Origin of the sequence: Ruminococcus bicirculans (ex Wegman et al. 2014) (assembly GCF_000723465.1) — a bacterium.
GTDB lineage: Bacteria > Bacillota > Clostridia > Oscillospirales > Ruminococcaceae > Hominimerdicola > Hominimerdicola aceti.
Map to the genome: position 1 here is coordinate 1100429 of NZ_HF545616.1, position 17889 is coordinate 1118317.

Annotated in this window: 20 protein-coding genes; 15 read left to right on the forward strand and 5 right to left on the reverse strand. The window is 43.1% G+C overall.

Annotation, left to right across the window (positions count from 1 at the left end; translation table 11 throughout):
* The first annotated feature begins 47 nt into the window (after window positions 1-47).
* From RBI_RS05005 to RBI_RS14040, 10 genes are all read left to right on the forward strand, one after another.
* Window positions 48-2024 (forward strand): DHH family phosphoesterase, encoded by a 1977-nt coding sequence (locus RBI_RS05005; protein ID WP_038671490.1) that lies wholly within the window; start codon window positions 48-50, stop codon window positions 2022-2024.
* 24 nt (window positions 2025-2048) lie between these two features.
* Window positions 2049-2495 (forward strand): 50S ribosomal protein L9, encoded by a 447-nt coding sequence (gene rplI, locus RBI_RS05010; protein WP_022287818.1) that lies wholly within the window; start codon window positions 2049-2051, stop codon window positions 2493-2495.
* Window positions 2496-2497: 2 nt separating this feature from the next.
* Window positions 2498-3859, forward strand: a complete 1362-nt coding sequence (gene dnaB / locus RBI_RS05015) for a replicative DNA helicase (protein WP_038671492.1) — start codon at window positions 2498-2500, stop codon at window positions 3857-3859.
* A complete protein-coding gene (gene tilS, locus RBI_RS14035) occupies window positions 3849-5177 on the forward strand; it encodes a tRNA lysidine(34) synthetase TilS (RefSeq protein ID WP_051706470.1) in 1329 nt (442 codons plus the stop codon). Before dnaB ends, tilS begins: the two co-directional genes overlap by 11 nt.
* A gap of 99 nt (window positions 5178-5276) precedes the next feature.
* Window positions 5277-5801, forward strand: coding sequence for a hypoxanthine phosphoribosyltransferase (gene hpt / locus RBI_RS05025; RefSeq protein WP_038671494.1), 525 nt, complete (start codon window positions 5277-5279; stop codon window positions 5799-5801).
* A 38-nt stretch (window positions 5802-5839) separates the two neighbouring features.
* Complete coding sequence (gene ftsH / locus RBI_RS05030; protein WP_051706472.1) at window positions 5840-7780, forward strand: ATP-dependent zinc metalloprotease FtsH; 1941 nt, start codon at window positions 5840-5842, stop codon at window positions 7778-7780.
* A 118-nt stretch (window positions 7781-7898) separates the two neighbouring features.
* Complete coding sequence (locus RBI_RS05035; protein ID WP_038671496.1) at window positions 7899-8666, forward strand: TIGR00282 family metallophosphoesterase; 768 nt, start codon at window positions 7899-7901, stop codon at window positions 8664-8666.
* A 107-nt stretch (window positions 8667-8773) separates the two neighbouring features.
* On the forward strand, window positions 8774-9034 hold the full coding sequence (locus tag RBI_RS05040; RefSeq protein ID WP_022287824.1) for a stage V sporulation protein S: 261 nt from the start codon (window positions 8774-8776) through the stop codon (window positions 9032-9034).
* Between the two features lie 60 nt (window positions 9035-9094).
* Window positions 9095-9793, forward strand: coding sequence for an ABC transporter ATP-binding protein (locus RBI_RS05045; protein WP_022287825.1), 699 nt, complete (start codon window positions 9095-9097; stop codon window positions 9791-9793).
* On the forward strand, window positions 9787-10569 hold the full coding sequence (locus RBI_RS14040) for a hypothetical protein (RefSeq protein ID WP_051706474.1): 783 nt from the start codon (window positions 9787-9789) through the stop codon (window positions 10567-10569). The genes RBI_RS05045 and RBI_RS14040 overlap by 7 nt, the downstream gene beginning before the upstream one ends.
* A 43-nt stretch (window positions 10570-10612) precedes the next feature.
* Here RBI_RS14040 and RBI_RS05055 read toward each other — a convergent pair whose 3' ends face one another.
* Genes RBI_RS05055 through RBI_RS05070 form a run of 4 tightly spaced genes read right to left on the reverse strand, consistent with a single transcriptional unit; the run spans window position 10613 to window position 13041 of the window.
* Entirely contained in the window at window positions 10613-11761 is a 1149-nt protein-coding gene (locus RBI_RS05055) for a zinc dependent phospholipase C family protein (RefSeq protein WP_038671498.1), read from the reverse strand.
* Between the two features lie 4 nt (window positions 11762-11765).
* Window positions 11766-12371 (reverse strand): flavin reductase family protein, encoded by a 606-nt coding sequence (locus RBI_RS05060; protein ID WP_038671500.1) that lies wholly within the window; start codon window positions 12369-12371, stop codon window positions 11766-11768.
* Entirely contained in the window at window positions 12371-12736 is a 366-nt protein-coding gene (locus RBI_RS05065) for a hypothetical protein (protein ID WP_038671502.1), read from the reverse strand. The genes RBI_RS05060 and RBI_RS05065 overlap by 1 nt, the downstream gene beginning before the upstream one ends.
* An 8-nt stretch (window positions 12737-12744) precedes the next feature.
* Window positions 12745-13041, reverse strand: a complete 297-nt coding sequence (locus tag RBI_RS05070; protein WP_022287830.1) for a hypothetical protein — start codon at window positions 13039-13041, stop codon at window positions 12745-12747.
* Between the two features lie 231 nt (window positions 13042-13272).
* Between RBI_RS05070 and RBI_RS05075 the strand changes: the two genes are divergently transcribed.
* The 5 genes from RBI_RS05075 to RBI_RS05095 all read left to right on the forward strand — a co-directional run bounded on the left by RBI_RS05075 (window position 13273) and on the right by RBI_RS05095 (window position 16915).
* Complete coding sequence (locus RBI_RS05075) at window positions 13273-14205, forward strand: IS481 family transposase (protein ID WP_038671504.1); 933 nt, start codon at window positions 13273-13275, stop codon at window positions 14203-14205.
* A gap of 257 nt (window positions 14206-14462) precedes the next feature.
* Window positions 14463-15002 carry a hypothetical protein gene (locus tag RBI_RS05080; protein WP_038671506.1) on the forward strand — a complete coding sequence of 180 codons (540 nt, stop codon included), beginning with the start codon at window positions 14463-14465 and terminating at the stop codon, window positions 15000-15002.
* Between the two features lie 18 nt (window positions 15003-15020).
* Entirely contained in the window at window positions 15021-15533 is a 513-nt protein-coding gene (locus tag RBI_RS05085) for a hypothetical protein (protein ID WP_038671508.1), read from the forward strand.
* 150 nt (window positions 15534-15683) lie between these two features.
* Window positions 15684-16199, forward strand: coding sequence for a hypothetical protein (locus RBI_RS05090; protein WP_038671510.1), 516 nt, complete (start codon window positions 15684-15686; stop codon window positions 16197-16199).
* Window positions 16196-16915 (forward strand): NPXTG-anchored protein, encoded by a 720-nt coding sequence (locus RBI_RS05095; protein WP_038671512.1) that lies wholly within the window; start codon window positions 16196-16198, stop codon window positions 16913-16915. Before RBI_RS05090 ends, RBI_RS05095 begins: the two co-directional genes overlap by 4 nt.
* Before the next feature lie 104 nt (window positions 16916-17019).
* Here the strand turns inward: RBI_RS05095 and RBI_RS14045 are convergent, their stop codons facing one another.
* Window positions 17020-17886, reverse strand: coding sequence for a helix-hairpin-helix domain-containing protein (locus RBI_RS14045; RefSeq protein ID WP_051706476.1), 867 nt, complete (start codon window positions 17884-17886; stop codon window positions 17020-17022).
* Between the last annotated feature and the right edge of the window lie 3 nt (window positions 17887-17889).

Here is a 17889-nt window from a genome sequence, read left to right on the forward strand (position 1 = left end):
CCGCCTGTCAACAGTGCGGCTGTTTATAGAAATGCAGGAGCTTTAAAATGAAAAGTAACAACGGATTACAGATCATAATAAGAATAACAGTGTGCGTTACTATGCTTTCGTCACTTATAGGCGCTTTTATGCTGCATTCTACTCCGTCTCACAGAGAGTCGGGCAGTGTGCTTATTCTAGTGTCTGTGGCGGCGGCTGTATTGTGGGTGCTTGAAGAAGTGGTTTTCCACAATCACACTCGTAAGTATGTGGCAAAGCTTTCCACGATGATCTCAAAGACGGAGAGAGATTCTCTCCTGAATTTTCCTGCTCCTGCTATAATAATCGACAGCGAAAACGTCATCGTGTGGTATAACAGACTTTTTGGCAGACAGGTCTACTCTGAGGAAGAGGCTTACGGCATTGACCTCACTGAGCTTATGAACATTGATATGGACAAGATATATTCCTCTGACGGCGACCTTGTGTGCATAAACGCCCATTTTTATAAGGCGAAGGCTATACACACCGATGTGAACGGTGAGCTTTCAATGGTCTATTTCAATGACGTTACCGATTATGTAGAGCTTGAATATGAGTTCAGAATGTCCCACAAAGCGGTAATAATCATAACTATCGACAACTTTGACGAGCTTATGTCAAATATCAGAGAGAGTGAAAAGGCTCACGTTGTTGTTGAGATAGAAAAGCTCATAGAGGAATTTTTGGAGAATACCACTGCGGTGTCTAAGAAAGTAGCAAGCGACAAGTTCTATGTTTATATGGAGGAACGCCACCTTGCACCTATAATCGAGCAGAGATTTAAGATACTCGAGCAGGCAAGGAAAATAGCCGTTGGCGAGCGTTCTAACCTTACGCTGTCCATAGGTGTGGGCAGAGATGGTGCAAACCTTGCGGAGAGCGAGAAGTTTGCAAAGCAGGCTCTCGAAATGTGCCTTGGACGTGGCGGAGATCAGGCGGCTGTCAAGGAGGACGGTGAGTTCAAGTTCTTCGGCGGCATTTCTTCTGCACCTGACAAGAACAATAAGACCCGTATCCGTATGGTGGCAAAGGCTATGCTGGAGCTTATCTGCAACCACGATAAGGTGCTCATAATGGGTCATCGATTTGGCGACCTTGACAGCGTAGGCTCTGCAACAGGCTTCTGCTGTGCTATCAGAAACATGGTAAAAGAAGCTTACGTTGTGGTAGACCCTGAGCAGAATTTGTCGAAAACGCTTATAAATTATATAAATGAAAATGAGTCGGAGCATTATTACATAACCCCTCAGGAGGGTCTTGAAAGACTTGACGATAACACGCTTCTTGTGGTAACTGATACCCATAACCCTGCACTGGTGGAGTCAAAGGAGATACTTGCAAGGGCGAAAAATGTGGTAGTTATCGACCACCACAGAAGAATGGTGAACGGAATCGAGCCGACTATAATGTCGTTCTTAGAGCCGAATGCGTCATCAGCCTGCGAGCTTGTGACCGCTCTTATCGAGTATTTCGGCGAGGATTCCAATATCACAGTCCATGCGGCGGAAGCTCTGCTTGCGGGAATAATGCTGGATACAAAGAATTTCGTTATGAAAACAGGCGTAAGCACTTTTGAAGCGGCAGCATTTTTGAAGAAAAAGGGCGCTGATACCATAGCTGTCAAAAAGCTTTTTGCAAACTCTATCGAGACTTATCATCAAAAATCGTCGCTTATAAACAGTGCTCACCTTTATAAAGAGTGTGCAGTGGCTTATACAGAGGAAAGCTTCTCTGAAATAAGGATAGCGGCTTCACAGGCGGCAGACGAGCTGCTTGGTATAACAGGTGTAAAAGCTTCGTTCGTTATCTATGAAACGAACGGTGTGATAAATATCTCTGCACGAAGCATGGGTGCTTGTAATGTGCAGATAGTCATGGAGTCTTTGGGTGGCGGCGGTCATCTTACTATGGCGGCAACTCAGCTCAACTGTTCAATGAATGAGGCGAGAAAACGCCTTGCAGACGCCATTGACGAATACTGGGAAAATAATTCGCAGGAATAAAAAAAGAAAGGCAGAGTGAATAATATGAAAGTTATTTTGTTAAAAGATGTAAAGGGTTCAGGCAAACAGGGAGATATCATCAACGTTGCAGACGGATATGCAAGAAATTTTCTTATCGGAAAGGGTCTTGCACTTGAAGCTACAGCTAAAAACCTTAATGACCTTGCAGGCAAAAAGGCTTCCGCTCAGCACAAGATAGATGTTGAAACAGCCGACAATAAAGCTATCGCAGAGAAAATAAAGGATAAGGAAGTTCTGGTAAAGGCTAAGGCAGGTCAGGGCGGAAAGCTCTTTGGCGCAGTTACAGCAAACGTTATTTCAGATTGCCTTAAGGCTCAGTATGGCGTTGTTATCGAGAAGAAGAAGATAAATCTTACAGCCGAGATAAAGGCTTTCGGTGACTATACTGCACAGATAAAGCTTACTCATGGCGTATCATGCAGCATTAAAGTAAAGGTCGTTGAGGAGTAATCATGGCTGATAATTTCCGTGGGCTTACCACAGGAGCGACCCTTGGCAGGGAGCTGCCTTTTTCTCAGGAGGCTGAGGAAGCCGTTCTGGGAGGAGTTCTTCGTGATCCTTCGGTGCTTCCGAAGGTCATTGAGATACTAAAGCCTGAAAGCTTTTATCGTCCACAGCACCAGCAGCTTTTCTCCATAATAATGAGAATGTTCACCACAGGCAGCAAAGAGGACCTTATCACGGTAATTAATGAAGCCGTCACAATGGGTGTTTTTGAAACGTCTGCAATGGCTAAGAATTATCTTCTTGGTATTATGGAAATGGTGCCGTCAACGGATAATATCGAGAGCTATTGCAAGATAATCGAGGAAAAAGCAAGGGTAAGGTCGCTTATAAATGCCGCTAATCAGATTCTTGAAAAGGCATATGACGGCGGTGAGGATTCTCAGACGCAGCTTGACGCTGCCGAGCAGTCTATATTTGAGATAAGACAGGGCAGAGATGTTCAGGGCCTTACACGAATAAGCGACGTTATCGTTGATACATTCGAGCATTTGCAGGAGATATCAGGTCCTGACGCAGGTGAACATCTTGGCGCAAAGACAGGCTTTGGTCAGCTTGACGCAATCACAACAGGTCTTAACAGAACTGACCTTATCATTATCGCTGCACGTCCTGCAATGGGAAAATCTGCATTTGCACTTAATATTGCGGTGAATACCTGCAAGGCGACAAAGCGTGACGTTGTTATATTCTCTCTCGAAATGGGTAAGGAACAGCTCGTGTCCCGTATGCTCGCTTCAGAGGCACTTGTTAATAATACCCTGCTTAGGTCGGGCAATCTTGAGCCTTCCGATTGGGAGAAGATAGCAGGTGCGGCAGATACGCTGTCACAGCTTCCTATATATTTTGATGACGGTGCAGGCTGTACAGTGCCGCAGATGAAAGCAAAGCTCAGAAGAATGAGAAATCTTGGACTTGTGGTCATCGACTACATACAGCTCATGCAATCAGCAAATAAAAACGCCAGCCGTGTTGAGGCGGTGTCTGAGATAACACGTTCCTTGAAGCTTATGGCTAAGGAGCTTAATGTGCCTGTTATCGCACTTTCACAGCTTTCCCGTAGCTCAGAGAAGCGTGACGATAAAAGACCTATCCTTTCAGACCTGCGAGAATCAGGTTCTATCGAGCAGGACGCTGATATCATCATGTTCCTCTATCGTGACGCTTACTACAGCGATGAGGGCGACAAGTCGGTGGCTGAGTGTATAGTTGCGAAAAACCGTCACGGACAGACAGATAAGGTGCAGCTTGGCTGGATAGGCGAATATACCCTGTTCAGAGGTCTTGATTTCAGGAGAGATGATGAATAATTTTCTTAAAAAGGTAGCTTCTACCATAGAGAAATTTAATATGGCAAATAAGAGCGAACGCTTGCTTGTGTGCCTCTCAGGAGGTGCCGACAGCGTTACGCTCCTTTTGTGTTTATATGAGCTGGGCTATGATGTGTGCGCTTGTCATGTCAATCACCACCTCCGTGGGGAGGAAAGCGACAGAGATCAGCATTTTTGTGAAAAGCTTTGCGAGAAGCTTGGGGTCGAGCTGAAGGTGTTTCATGCCGATGTTGTGGGCTATTGCAAGGAACATTCTGTATCCACTGAGGAGGGGGCAAGAAAGCTTAGATATGACTTTTTCGACAGTATCGGTGCAGACAAGATATGCACAGCACACAGTCTTTCGGATTGTCTTGAAACTGCCATATTCAACCTCGCAAGAGGTACAGGTCTGAAAGGTATTTGCGGAATACCGCCTGTGAGGGGAAATATCATAAGACCGCTTATAAATTGTACTCGTCAGGAAATAGAGGACTTTCTCAAAGAGAGAGGACAGGACTTTGTTACTGACTCCACAAATCTTACTGACGATTATACCAGAAATAAGATTCGCCACCTTGTTGTGCCAAGGCTTGCGGAGCTTAATAGTTCGCTTTTTGGCTCATATTCCATGACAGCTGACAGGCTTAGAACAGACAGTGACTATCTTGAAAGTCAGGGGCTTGAAGCCTTTGAGAAAGCGGTCTTGCCAAAGGGCTATGACGCATTGTGTCTAAGACAGCTCCACGAAAGTGTACGCCGACGTGCAATAATGCACATTCTTGAGAAAGAGGGGCTTACTGTGAGCCATGACAGTATCGAGGATATCGACAGGCTGATACTTGACGTTGGCAAGGCGAACGTCAAGGGCGGAGTTTTTGCGGTCTGCTCAAAAGGTGTGCTCAGCTTTGTAAAGGGCGAGATGCTTGAAAACAGCACTATCAGGAGCGTTAATGTAAGCGGCGAGGGCGTTTATCAGTTCGGCAACAGGGAGATAGAGTTCAAATTCTATCCTTTTGACGGAAAAATCGCAAATGTTCATAAAAAGTTTGCAAACTGTTGCCTGGATTATGATAAAATAAAGGGTGAGATTGTTGTCGAAAATCGCAGAGAGGGCGAGAAGATACGCCTAGTGAACAGAGATTTTGACAGCGATGTGCGAAAGCTGGTGAACAAGTCCTTCAGACTTGAGGACAGGAGCAGTGCCGTTATCCTAAAAGATAGTCAGGGCGTTGTTTTCGTTGAAGGAAGCGGTGCGGCTGAAAGGGTGAAGATAGACTCTGAAACCGTTAAAATATTGGCTTTTACCATAAAGTGAGATGAATATCACCCTAAGCTGAAAAGTTTTTTGTGTGAACTTGTATTTTTTCACTTTTCTGTCACATTGATAATATATAATCAGAGAGGTTGTTAGTTAATGAACAATATATCGGTTCTTTATTCTGAGGAAGAGCTTGCATTGTCTGTGAAAAAGCTTGGAGCAGAGATAACTGAAGAGTATAAAGGGAAAAAGCTTCTTGTTGTGTGCGTTCTTAAGGGAGCGTTCGTGTTTACTGCTGATCTTGTAAGAAGTATCGACAACGATATGCAGATCGCTTTTATTACTGCAAAGAGTTATGTTGGCACAAGCTCAACAGGAAATGTTTCAATTTCAGGAGATCATGATTTTATGGGTCTTGACCTGAGAGAGTGGGACGTTTTATTGGTTGAGGATATTCTCGACACAGGAAGAACGCTTTGCGAGTTAAAAAAGAAGTTTGCGTCAATGGGTGCACCAAGTGTTAAGATAGCTGTTATGCTTGATAAGCCGTCAAGACGTGTTGCAGACATAACACCTGATTTCAAATGCTATGAGATCGAGGACAGATTCGTTGTTGGCTGTGGTCTTGATTATGATGAGAGATATAGAAATCTTCCTTTTATCGGTATAATTTCCGAATAAGGAGCCAAATATAATACAGAACAAAAGGTTGTGATCGATTGAAAAACAATAATAATGGAAAGACCCTGTTGATCTATCTGCTGGTATCGGTTGCCATAATCTGCGGATTGGTCTATATGTTAACAAGCATGAGCACAAAATCTTCCGACAAAAAATATTCGGAGATAATGGAACAGTTTGACAGCCTGAACGTGTCACAGTTTGAGCTTGACCTTGGCTCCGGACAGCTTAAGTATAAGCTCAAGGGCGAGGATAAGGTATATAGTTATACAGTTCCAAATGTTTCACTGTTTGCAAATGAAGTCCTTGGCGGTGAGGACGCTGAGAACTATCGTAAGAAATATAATACTGAAAATCCAGACGATCCTTTGCAGTATAATCTTATACCGATATCGGATAACAGCTTCTGGCTCAATCTGATACCGACGCTGCTTATGCTGGGCGTTATGATATTCTTCTTTGTGTTCATGATGAAGAATGCAGGCGGCGGAAAGATGTTATCTTTCGGAAAAACAAATGCCAAAATGGCGCCAAGCAGCAAGAAAGCTACCTTTGATGATGTTGCGGGTGCAGACGAGGAAAAGGAAGAACTTAAGGAGATCGTTGATTTTCTCCGTGATAATAAGAAGTATACCGAGATCGGTGCGAGAATACCTAAGGGCGTTCTGCTCCTCGGCCCTCCGGGTACAGGTAAAACGCTTCTCGCAAGAGCCGTTGCAGGCGAAGCAAAAGTTCCATTCTTCTCGATCTCAGGTTCTGACTTCGTTGAGATGTTTGTGGGCGTCGGTGCTTCAAGAGTAAGAGATCTTTTTGAGCAGGCAAAGAAAAACGCTCCTGCTATCATCTTTATAGACGAGATCGACGCAGTGGGCAGACAGAGAGGCGCAGGCCTTGGCGGCGGTCATGACGAGCGTGAGCAGACCCTTAACCAGCTTCTTGTTGAAATGGACGGCTTTGAGGATAACGATTCTGTTATTGTTATGGCTGCAACAAACAGACGTGATATACTTGACCCTGCACTTCTTCGTCCGGGCAGATTTGACCGACAGATACTTGTGGGCTATCCTGACGTTAAGGGCAGAGAAGCTATACTGAAAGTTCACACAAGAAACAAGCCGCTCGCTCCTGACGTTGACCTTGAAACTATTGCAAAATCAACTGTAGGCTTTACAGGTGCAGACCTTGAAAACCTTGTGAACGAGGCTTCGCTCCTTGCGGCAAGAAAGAATAAAAAGGCTATCACCAAAGATGAGCTTGAGGAAGCTTCTATCAAGGTTGTGGCAGGTCCTGAGAAAAAGTCTAAGGTCATCACAGAGGACGAAAAGAAGCTTACCGCTTATCACGAGGGCGGTCATGCGCTTTGCACATACTACAGCAAATCACAGGATAAAGTTCATCAGGTATCTATCATACCTAGAGGTCAGGCTGGCGGTTTCACAATGAGCCTGCCTGTCAAGGATAAATCTTATGTTAGCAAGAACGAGATGTACGAAAATATCGTGGTTCTTCTTGGCGGACGTGTTGCTGAAAAGCTGATCCTTGACGATATCTCAACGGGTGCTTCAAATGACCTTGAGAGAGCTACTTCCACAGCTAGAAACATGGTAACACGCTACGGCTTCAGTGACAATCTTGGTCCTGTTGTATACGGTCAGGGCGATCATGAAGTATTTCTTGGCAGGGATTACACTAATACGCCAAGCTACTCTGATAACGTTGCGGCTGAGATCGATAATGAGATAAGAACTCTTATTGAAAGTGCATTTACTGACGCTGAAAAGATACTCAACGAGCATATGGATAAGCTTCATGTTGTGGCTAAGTATCTTATGAAGTATGAAAAGGTTGACGGTGCAACATTTGAGAAGCTTATGAATGGCGAGCTTACAGAGAGCGAGTTTATGGGCGAACCTGATAAAACACCAGAAATTCAGGATACTCCTGAGATAGTTGATGATATTTCAGTTGACGATAATTGATATGGAAAATCAGACGTGTAAAAGCGTCTGATTTTTTTGTGATGTCTGCTTGATTTTGCAGTAAGGATAGTGTATAATAAGGGTAACTGTAAAATGCAGTATAGAACGGAGATAGCAAATGAACTTACTTTTTATCGGAGATGTTGTGGGACAAAGCGGCTGCGATTTTCTTGAAAGCAGAATGTATAAGCTGAAGCGTGAATATGATATAGATGTGACCGTAGTGAACGGTGAAAATTCTGCTCAGGGCAATGGTATCACACCGCAGTCTTACAGACAGCTTCTCAACATGGGGGCTGACGTTGTAACGACAGGAAATCATTCTTTCAGACGACGTGAGGCTGAGGAGCTTTATGACACAAACGAGCAACTTTTAAGACCTGTCAATTACCCTGAGGGCGTTATGGGTCATGGAGTGACTTATATCGATATGTGTCCTTATAAGATAGCCGTGGTAAATCTTATGGGAACGATGTATATGGAAGCAGTGGAAAATCCTTTCAATTATGTTGACAAGCTTCTTGAAAGCATTGATACGCCTAATATAATCGTTGATTTTCATGCGGAGGCAACTTCTGAGAAAAAGGCTATGGGCTTTTATCTGCAAAAACGATGCACTGCTGTGCTTGGCACTCATACCCATGTTCAGACGGCTGATGAAATGATCTTAGGCGGACATACCGCCTATATCACCGATGTTGGAATGACAGGCCCTGAGCTTTCCGTACTTGGGGTAGACAGTGATATAGTCATAAATAAGTTCAAATATCGAACCCCTGTGAGGTTTTCAGAAAGCACCAACGATTGCTTTATAAACGGAGTTGTGGTAAAATTTGATGAAAAATCGGGAAAAGCAACAAATATACAGCGTGTTATTAAGCGATAATAACGAAAAGTATTAATAAAGCTTGAAATTTTATTATGTATGTAGTATAATATAGTGTGTATAATAAGTGGGGTAAATTCTTTGAATTTACTTATGGAGGTATTCAAGTGGAAATTCTAAAGGTTTCTTCAAGGTCTGTTCCTAATTCGGTGGCAGGAGCAGTTTCGGGCGTTATCCGTGACAGCGGTGCAGTTGAGGTACAGGCAGTGGGCGCAGGCGCAGCCAATCAGGCGATCAAGGCTATAGCAATCGCAAGGGGCTATCTTGCGCCATTGGGCATTGATCTTATTTGTATCCCTGCATTTGCAAGCGTTTTGATCGACGGCGAGGAAAGAACTGCGATCAAGCTTATTTGTGAAGAAAGATAATAATGCGGCAGCAAGGCGTGTTAAAGTCTTGCTGCTTTTTGCTACAAAGGAGGGGACAGCATGGAAACTGTTTTGCAGACTTATGGGCTTACAAAGCAGTATGGAAGCTTTACAGCGCTGAGCAATCTTGACCTTGCGCTGGAGAGGGGTAAAATTATCGGTCTGCTAGGGCCGAACGGAAGCGGAAAAACAACATTTATCAAGCTTTGCTGTGGTCTTATAAAACCTACGGCAGGGGATATACTCATATGCGGAATGCCTATTGGCGTGGAAACTAAAAAAGTGGTTTCCTATCTGCCTGACAGAAATTTCATACCTGACGATATGAAAGTAAATGAGATGATTAGGTTTTTTCAGGATTTTTACAGCAATTTCAATGTAGCAAAGGCTCAGGATATGATGAACAGGCTGGGGATAAACCCTGCGGCAAAGTTCAAGACAATGTCAAAGGGTACAAAAGAAAAGGTGCAGCTTTGTCTTGTTATGAGCCGTGAGGCTGACGTTTATCTTCTTGATGAGCCAATTGCAGGCGTTGATCCTGCGGCAAGAGATTATATCCTCAACACCATAATTTCAAATTACAACGAGCGGGCGGCTGTGGTAATTTCCACCCACCTTATTGCAGATATCGAACCTGTTCTTGACGACGTGGTGATGATACAAAATGGTATGCTAAGGCTGCATAAATCTGTTGACGCTATCCATAACGAAACCGGCAAGTCTGTGGATCAGCTTTTCAGGGAGGTGTACAGATGTTAGGCAAGCTTTTGAAATATGAGCTTAAACGCTCGGCAAGAAAGTTTTTCCCTCTTGTGTTGGGATATATGATAGTTGCACTGATATTTTCTCTTATGCTCCGTTACGGTGAGAGCGTTAAAAGCCCTAATTTTTTGATGATATTCATTGTTGTGAGCATTGCCTATGGTATTGCCGTGGGGGCTTTGTTCACTGTGGGTTTTACCATATCGCTGACGAACTTTCACAAGACCCTTTTCACTGACGAGGGCTATCTTATGCTGACAATACCTGTCAAGCCATATTATCACATTTTCACAAAGTTCATCTCTTCTGTTATATGGTCGGCGGCAAGCATGATCGTTTTTGTGCTTTCGCTGTTGCTTATCGACCCAACAGAGTATCTTGACTCTGTGGGAGATTTTATAAACGCTTTGGGCAACGGCTTTGCTGAAGAACCGCTCACTTCGTTTCTGATATGCTTGTATACTCTGACGCTGTTTGCAGGCTTGCAGATATTCTTATACTTTGTTATCTCTCTTTCAAACTGTTTCAAGCACAAAGTTCTTGTAGGCTTTGCCATAATCTTCGCTTGCAATATGTTATCCTCGATGATAAGCAATCTGGCAGGCGACCTTTCTCTGTGGAATATGCTCTTTATGCCAACGTCACGCTTGCCTGATACAGAAGTGGCATTCAACCTAAGACTTGTGTTTATGACAATGTATCAGTTCGCATATATTTTGGCATATTTCCTGTTGACAAACTTCATAATAACACGCAAACATAATTTGCAATAAAAAAAGGCAGACGATGAGTCTGCCTTTTTTTGTGTTGTGATCTTTAGTTAAGTATCCAAATCTGAGCTGAGTTTTCAGGCTCAAGGTCAGCAAAGGAGAGCTTTCCGCCCTTTGAGTTTGCAAGCACCTTTACATAGTCTGTGGACTCAGTGGATATTCTGAAACGTCTTTTTCCCAGCGCAGTGACCCTGAATTGAACAGGCTTGCCGTCTATTTTCAGATAGTCATAGCCCTTACATGAAGCGTTTACATATCCGCCGTCGCCTATCTTCAAACCGAATGTGCCGTCCTCTGTAAGACAGACCGTCAGCTTCTGTTCAAGCTCCTTGTCAGGCTTTTCAAGCTGCAATCCCTTAGGAGTAACAGTGAGTACAAGACCTGATATCTCGTTTTTGAATGTGTAAGCCTTGCCGTCAAGTATGTAATTCCCTGCGTCAGAGGTGCAATCGTCATAGAATTTCAGAAGGAGCGCTGTGACATTCTGCTGTGTAACAGGCAGAGTGTTCTTTGCAACGTCATCAAAAGCTCTTGGGTCAAGGTGAGAAATGGTGTCAACGAACTTGCCTGCGTATTTTACAAGCTTGTTTGAAGCCTCGCCAAAGTTATCCTTGCCGTAGTATTTCAGCAGACGCTTGTCGAAGCTGTCGGCTGTGTGTCTTGTGCAGGTGGTGGAAACGTGCTTCTCAAAAGCGTAATGCACGTTGTTTGCCTTGTCCTGATATTTCATGTTTGCAACGTGAACAGTGCATCCCATGTCTGAAATAAAATGTGCGGCTCTGCCGAGAACACGCATGGCGTTTTTTATGTCACCGCTTTTGTAAAGAGATACTGCGGCGGTGTAGTTTTCTTCGAGGCAAGTTCTTGCGCTCACTGCAAGGTCACCAAAGCGGTTGCGGTAATAGGCGTTAGTTTCAGGAAGCTCCTTGCCCTTTGGATTAACGCAGGAGTAATAATGCTTGCCATGACCCTTGTCCATATCGTTTTCCTCGTCAGGCTGTGTGCAGCCCTTGAGTATCTCGCTGTGATAGTCTTTATAGAATGTCACCTGCTTTTGTTTCTTTTCCTTTTCAAGAAGTGCAAGTGATTTTTTCACAATGTCCTCGTGAGTAGTGCCGCTCCATGCGTACGCTTTGATAGGTCTGAGCCTATAGCATACAGCCAGCGCAACTGCGGCTGTGAGAATTTTTTTCATAACTCTATTTTCCTTTTCTGATATTTTTGTTGTTTTTCTTTTTCCTTACTGAGTAGCCGAACGTGCCAAGCTTTTTGCCAAGACCGTAATACTCTCCGTGAGCGTAGGCAAGAAGCCCCGCTTTGTCAAGACAAAGCTTTCCTTTTTCGTCAAGCAATTCTTTTGCAACGTCAAGCCCCACAATGTCAGCAATGAACATATCATGCGTTCCAAGGCTCACGACCTCTCTTACTTTGCACTCGATATTCACAGGGGACTGGGCCAGCAAAGGTGCCGATACCTTTGCGGACGGCTCTGCGGTAAGGTGCATTTCCTTGAACTTATCCACTTTTCTGCCGGTTTTCACACCGCACCAATCCACAGCTTTCACAAGCTCTCTGGTCGGCAGATTTATGACGAACTCACCGCTTTGAGTGATAAGCTCGTGGGAATATCTCTCAGGTCTGACGGAGATGTAGGTAACAGGCGGCTGAGTGCAGAGAATACCTGTCCACGCAACTGTGAACACATTGGGTTTATCCATACTGCCGCAGGTAACGAGAGTAGGTGGCAGGGGAGAGGTTATGACGCTGCCTTTCCACTGCTCCTTGGTGTATTTTGTGTACTCCATTATTTCACGCCTTTCTCGTTGTCGAGTCCAAAATTATGTACTCGTCTGTATATTTTGTCATAGTCCTTATAAAGAAGCTGAGTCTGATTTTCAAGAAAATAGTAGTGCTTTATATAAGGCACAAGCAGTACGAGAAACGCAATGGCAAGGGGTATGAGTATCATGACCTGCCAAACTGCAATGGCAATGAACGTCATGACAGTACAAAGTGCAAAAAGCACAGTCACGATAAGATGTATCAGCCGTTCGTGCTGAAAAAAAGCGATATGTTCTTTGTGATAATCAAGGAGCTTTGCAAAGTCGCAGTCTTTATCATCAAGACAACCTGTAACAAAACTGCGGTAACGCTTGAAATATTCCGTCATGATATCACCTACAGTTCAATAAACTCAGCGTCTTGTATCTCAAGGTCACGGAGCTTGGTCTTGTATGAATTTTTCTTTTTAAGAGCCGCACGTTCCTGCTCTTTTTTCTTGACGTCCTTTGCAACTGTCATAAGCATTATATTGTCGATAGTTTTATAGTGCTTTGAAACACGCTGAGCAAAGCTTTTGCGCTTTGCAGGCTTTTTCTTTTTGCCGTCAAAAATAATGGCAAGAACAACGGATATCGTCATTGCGATAATAGTTTTCTCTGCATTTGAGTTCACAGAGATAACTCCTTTTTTCATACTATCACCATTCCTTCTGCCTGAGTTTTCCTGTCAGGATAACAACATATAAAACTATTATACTATATTATCCCGAAGATTTCAAGTATTATCTATTAATAAAAAAGTAACGGTTGTAGTGCTACAATAGATATTGGACAAAATTAAGAAAAAAGAAAAGAGAGATAGACAAAAATCTGATAAAATAAAGTTACCACACCAAATTCAAATCAGAAAGGAAGCCTATCTCTCATGAATAGTATAACACAAGATATGAAGTTTCGTCAATCCTTAATGAATTACGCAAAGAAATATGGAGTGAGCCGAGCGAGCAGAAAATACAATAAATCACGTTCATATATATATTTCTGGCTGAAACGCTGGGACGGAAGTGTGGAGTCCCTTGCAGTTAAATCACGCCGACCGCATCATCATCCCAATGAGCATACCAAGGAAGAAATAGATCTTATCAAAAGGTATCACAAACGGAACCCGACACTTGAGCTTCCCGAACTATGGCATCGTCTCAGGAAACAAGGGTATACACGCTGTCTTGAAAGTCTTTACAGGGTTATGAAAAAACTAGGAATGCTTCCGAAAAAGCCGAAGAAAGCGACGTATAAACCAAAGCCATACGAGCAGATGACATATCCCGGAGAACGTGTTCAGGTGGACGTAAAGGTAGTTCCGAGAAAGTGTATAGCTGACCCAGAGATGAAGCTGTACCAATACACGGCGATCGATGAGTATACCAGGATAAGATTTTTATACGGATATGAGGAGCAAAGCACCTATTCTTCAGCAGACTTTGTAAAAAGGCTGGTGAAATGGTACAAACGCAGAGGAATAACGGTGAAATGTATTCAGACCGACAATGGATTTGAATTTACTAACCGCTTTTCGCCAAGCAAAAGAGACAAGAAAACGCTGTTTGAGAATACGCTCTCACAACTTGGCATTGAACACAAACTCATTCGTCCATATACGCCTAGGCACAATGGCAAAGTAGAGCGCAGTCACCGAGAAGATCACAACAAATTCTATTCGTGCCATAGGTTTTATTCCTGCGACGACTTAAACGTGCAGCTAGCTGCACGTTTAAGTCGAACAAACAACCGTCCTATGCGTCCCCTCAAATGGTTTTCGCCTATCGAATTTCTTAATAATAGTGTCCAATATGATTGACAAACCTACATATCTATTAATAAAAAAGTAACGGTGTTATTATGAGAGCTATCGTTTTTGTTGTGCTTTAACGGTCACGGGGATTTTGAACTGTCAAAAAATGAATGCCATATGTATAAAAAAACTACCGCTTGTGCATTGTTTTTACCACTTGTGCAAATGTTGTTGACTTTTTGTTAATAACAATGTATGATTATTGTGAACATTAATGCTATTTAGCAGGAATGTCTGGCTAATGCACAAGCAGGAGGAAAATGATGGAGAATAATGAGAATAAAGCAAAAAAACAAAGGATCATAATAGCTGCACTTATTCTGGGCATGATGTTTTGCATAGGCATTACGATTTGGGCTGTGTTTTTCAGAAAGTCAGAAACAAAATCTCTAGTACCTGATTATGCACCTCAGCAGACAGAGCAGAATGCTGAACCTTTGGAGGGCAACAGCAGAAGTCTTGATGTGCCTGAGGGTGGCGGAGGAATTTCTCTTGAATACGAAAACACAGTGAATATCAAGCTTTCTGATAAAACAGCTTATTTTAGTTATAAGCATCCAAGCAGTTCAACTCAGGATATCGTGCTTTGTATCGAGGTAAATGGTGAGATCATCGCACGCTCAGGTACTATAAAACCAGGTAATCAGCTTAAAACGCTTCCTTTGCTTGAGGGCGAGGCGGACAAACTTAGTGAAGGCACTTATACAGACGCAAATTTCAGAGTTTTAAGTTATGATCCGCAATCAGGTGAAAAAGCAATGGTCGATACGGTGGCAAAAATAACTGTCACTGTGGAAAAATAAATAACGGAGGAATTTATCATGAAAAACAAATTTGCGATCATTGCTGCATTAGTGCTTGCAAGCACTAGCGTGGTTGCAGCATATGCGGTAAATTCAGAAAAAAATGACGGCAGCGAACCAACAAATATCAAGGTTACAGGAAGCTATATTGATTCCAAGTCAACGACAATGTCTGTGGACGTTGAGTGGGAGGAAATGAATTTTACCTACTTTGGCGGACATAAGGTATGGGATCCTGAAACACATAGCTATACCACAGAGTCTGCATGCTGGTGGGATGAGCCTAAGGAGATAACTGTAACAAACCATTCAAATTCGGCTATTAAAGCACAGTTGAATTTTGCATCAAAGGTCGAAGGACTTAACGGCATGTTTGATGAAGATGTTATTTTATTGGAAACAGCCGAAGGCACCACTGTTGACGCCGCACCTAAACTTTCAGCACATTTCAGTGTAAGTGGAGCGGGAATAGAAACAAACAATACGGATCTTGGCACTATCACAGTAACGATCTCTGAAGACATTCAGTAAGTAACTGACGCAATGGTTGTTTCTACCCATGTTGATACAACTCTTTATTATGTAACAGGATCAAATGGAGCATGGAGGGTAGTAAGAAACAATGATATTGGGATTGTACCGATAGCGTAATAAAAAAGTATTCATATCAGGGGGCTTATGATGGATAAGCAAAAAAATGACGGGAAGCTGATCGTATCAGTGCTTATGGTCTGTTTTGCAGTTACCATTGGCGTGATGATATTTGCATTGTGCCGTCCAAATGATAAAAAAAGTGCAGAATTTACTCCACCGCCTTTTGAAAGCACAGCACAGCATGGCAAGCCTGAGGTTTCGGAAAATTTAGGCTATAGCTCTCCGAACAGAGATGATATGAGCTATGATTTTGCGGTGTGCGGAAACGTCACTATGGAAGGCGATAAGGCAATAGTATATCTTACAAATATTGAGGGCAACAATGCCTGGATAAAGCTCAGAGTGTTTGACGAACAGGGAAATATGCTTGGAGAAACGGGTCTTATCAAGCCAAACGAGTATGTGAAATATGTTACGCTCTCAAAGACGCCGGAGGTCGGTACAAAGATAAAGCTTAAGATCATGGGTTACGAGCCGCACACTTATTATAGTGCAGGTGCGGCTTCCTTGAATACACAGATAGGGGGTCAAATAGACCAATGAAAAAAATGACTTCATTTCTTGCTCTTGTGCTTGCATTAAGCATACCTTCTGGTGCTTATGCGGCCGAGGCAAAGCTTGATGATAATAATACAACTGCAAATGGAAATATTTATGCGGTCTATACAGAAGATGTTCCATGGAACAGTGTGCCTGTTGACGACGATGGAAATGCTGTTATTGATTTTCCAGATGGCACAAGCGTGAAGATCGAGAATGCCGATAAAGATAAAAATCTTGCGGTGGATCAGGTCACAGAGAAGGAAGCTCTTGACTGGTTAAACAGCGTCATGGGAAAAAAGTCTGAAAACACCGTAGCATTTCATATTTATTACATTGATGGAGATTCTATTCTGCCGGCAAATGGAATAAAGGTAACGATAAACATAGACAAAGATCAGGTAAATTCCGTTAAAGGTGACGGTACAGTAAGCAGTCTTAAATGTGAAGAGTCTGATGCAGAAATATCCTTTGTTACAGACGATGCACCTTTCTATGTCCTTGGTACAAAAGCACCTGAAAGTTCATCAGATATATCACCAGACAGCACTGGTAAAAAAGATGATAGCTTACAAAACAGTTCACAGACAGCAGTTCAAAATGTAAACAAAGACGGTGATAAGTCACCTAACACAGGCTTAGGAGCAGGTGCAGCATTGACAATGTTGCTGCTTGGTGCCGTTGCCGTAAGCGTGTCAAAAAAAACAAAGGATAAATGATCTGATATTCATAAGGCTCGCCGTTTGCATTGGCGTTATTAAACAAAAAAACTCGCACGAAAATGTGCGAGTTCTTTTTTATGTAGCAGATATATAAAATACAGTTATATTTCAATATAATCCCAAAGCTCGGAAACAAGTTTTTCTGTAAAGCCCTTGCACAAAAGAAGCTCGTTAGGGCTTTCGTAATAGGATATAAGCTCACGAAGTTCTATGACAGCATTCGCCTTGTCCATATCAATTAGCAGCTTGTCTGATATCTCCTGAGCGTTAGCCTTGTTTATGTTCACTTTCTGCCTGACTTTCTCAGTAGTTTCAGCCGTTGTAACAGCTTGCTCCTCTGTGGCCGGAGGCTCTGTTACAGTATCAGCAGGGATTTCTGTCTGAACAGGCTGAGTTTCTGCGACTTTCGTTTCCTGCGGCATATCATGGTAGTCTGCGCTGTCAACATAAAAATAGCCTTTGAGAAGCGCAAGTGTAGAATCTCCGATGCCGTTTACTTCAAGGAGCATATCCATGTTGCTGATAACACCAACTCTGTCACGATATGCTATTATCCTGTCGGCTGTTACCTCGCCTATGCCGCTCACCGCCATAAGCATTTCTTTGTCAGCCTTGTTTATGTCAGCAGGAAAGCTGTATTCCTCTTTGGTTTCAGCAATACTGCTTGTGACGGCTTTTGATGACGTTGCTTTTCTAGTGGTGTGTGCCTTTGCAGTCTTGCTAATGACCTTTTCACTGCCTGAATTGTCCACCTTGTCAGCCTGAGAGCTGTCAGCAGGCGGTGTGAGTATCACCACATCATCACGCTGTGGTCTGTTAACAAGTGCAGAAGCGATCGCTGTAGTAATGGCGATCGCAACTGCGATCACGCCTACGAAAAGTTTTATTCTGCTTGTTTTTGCTTTTGAAGCATCATTTTCTGTCACATTCGATTTTTCGTCTTTGTTGCTGTCTAACTTGCTGTCCATAAT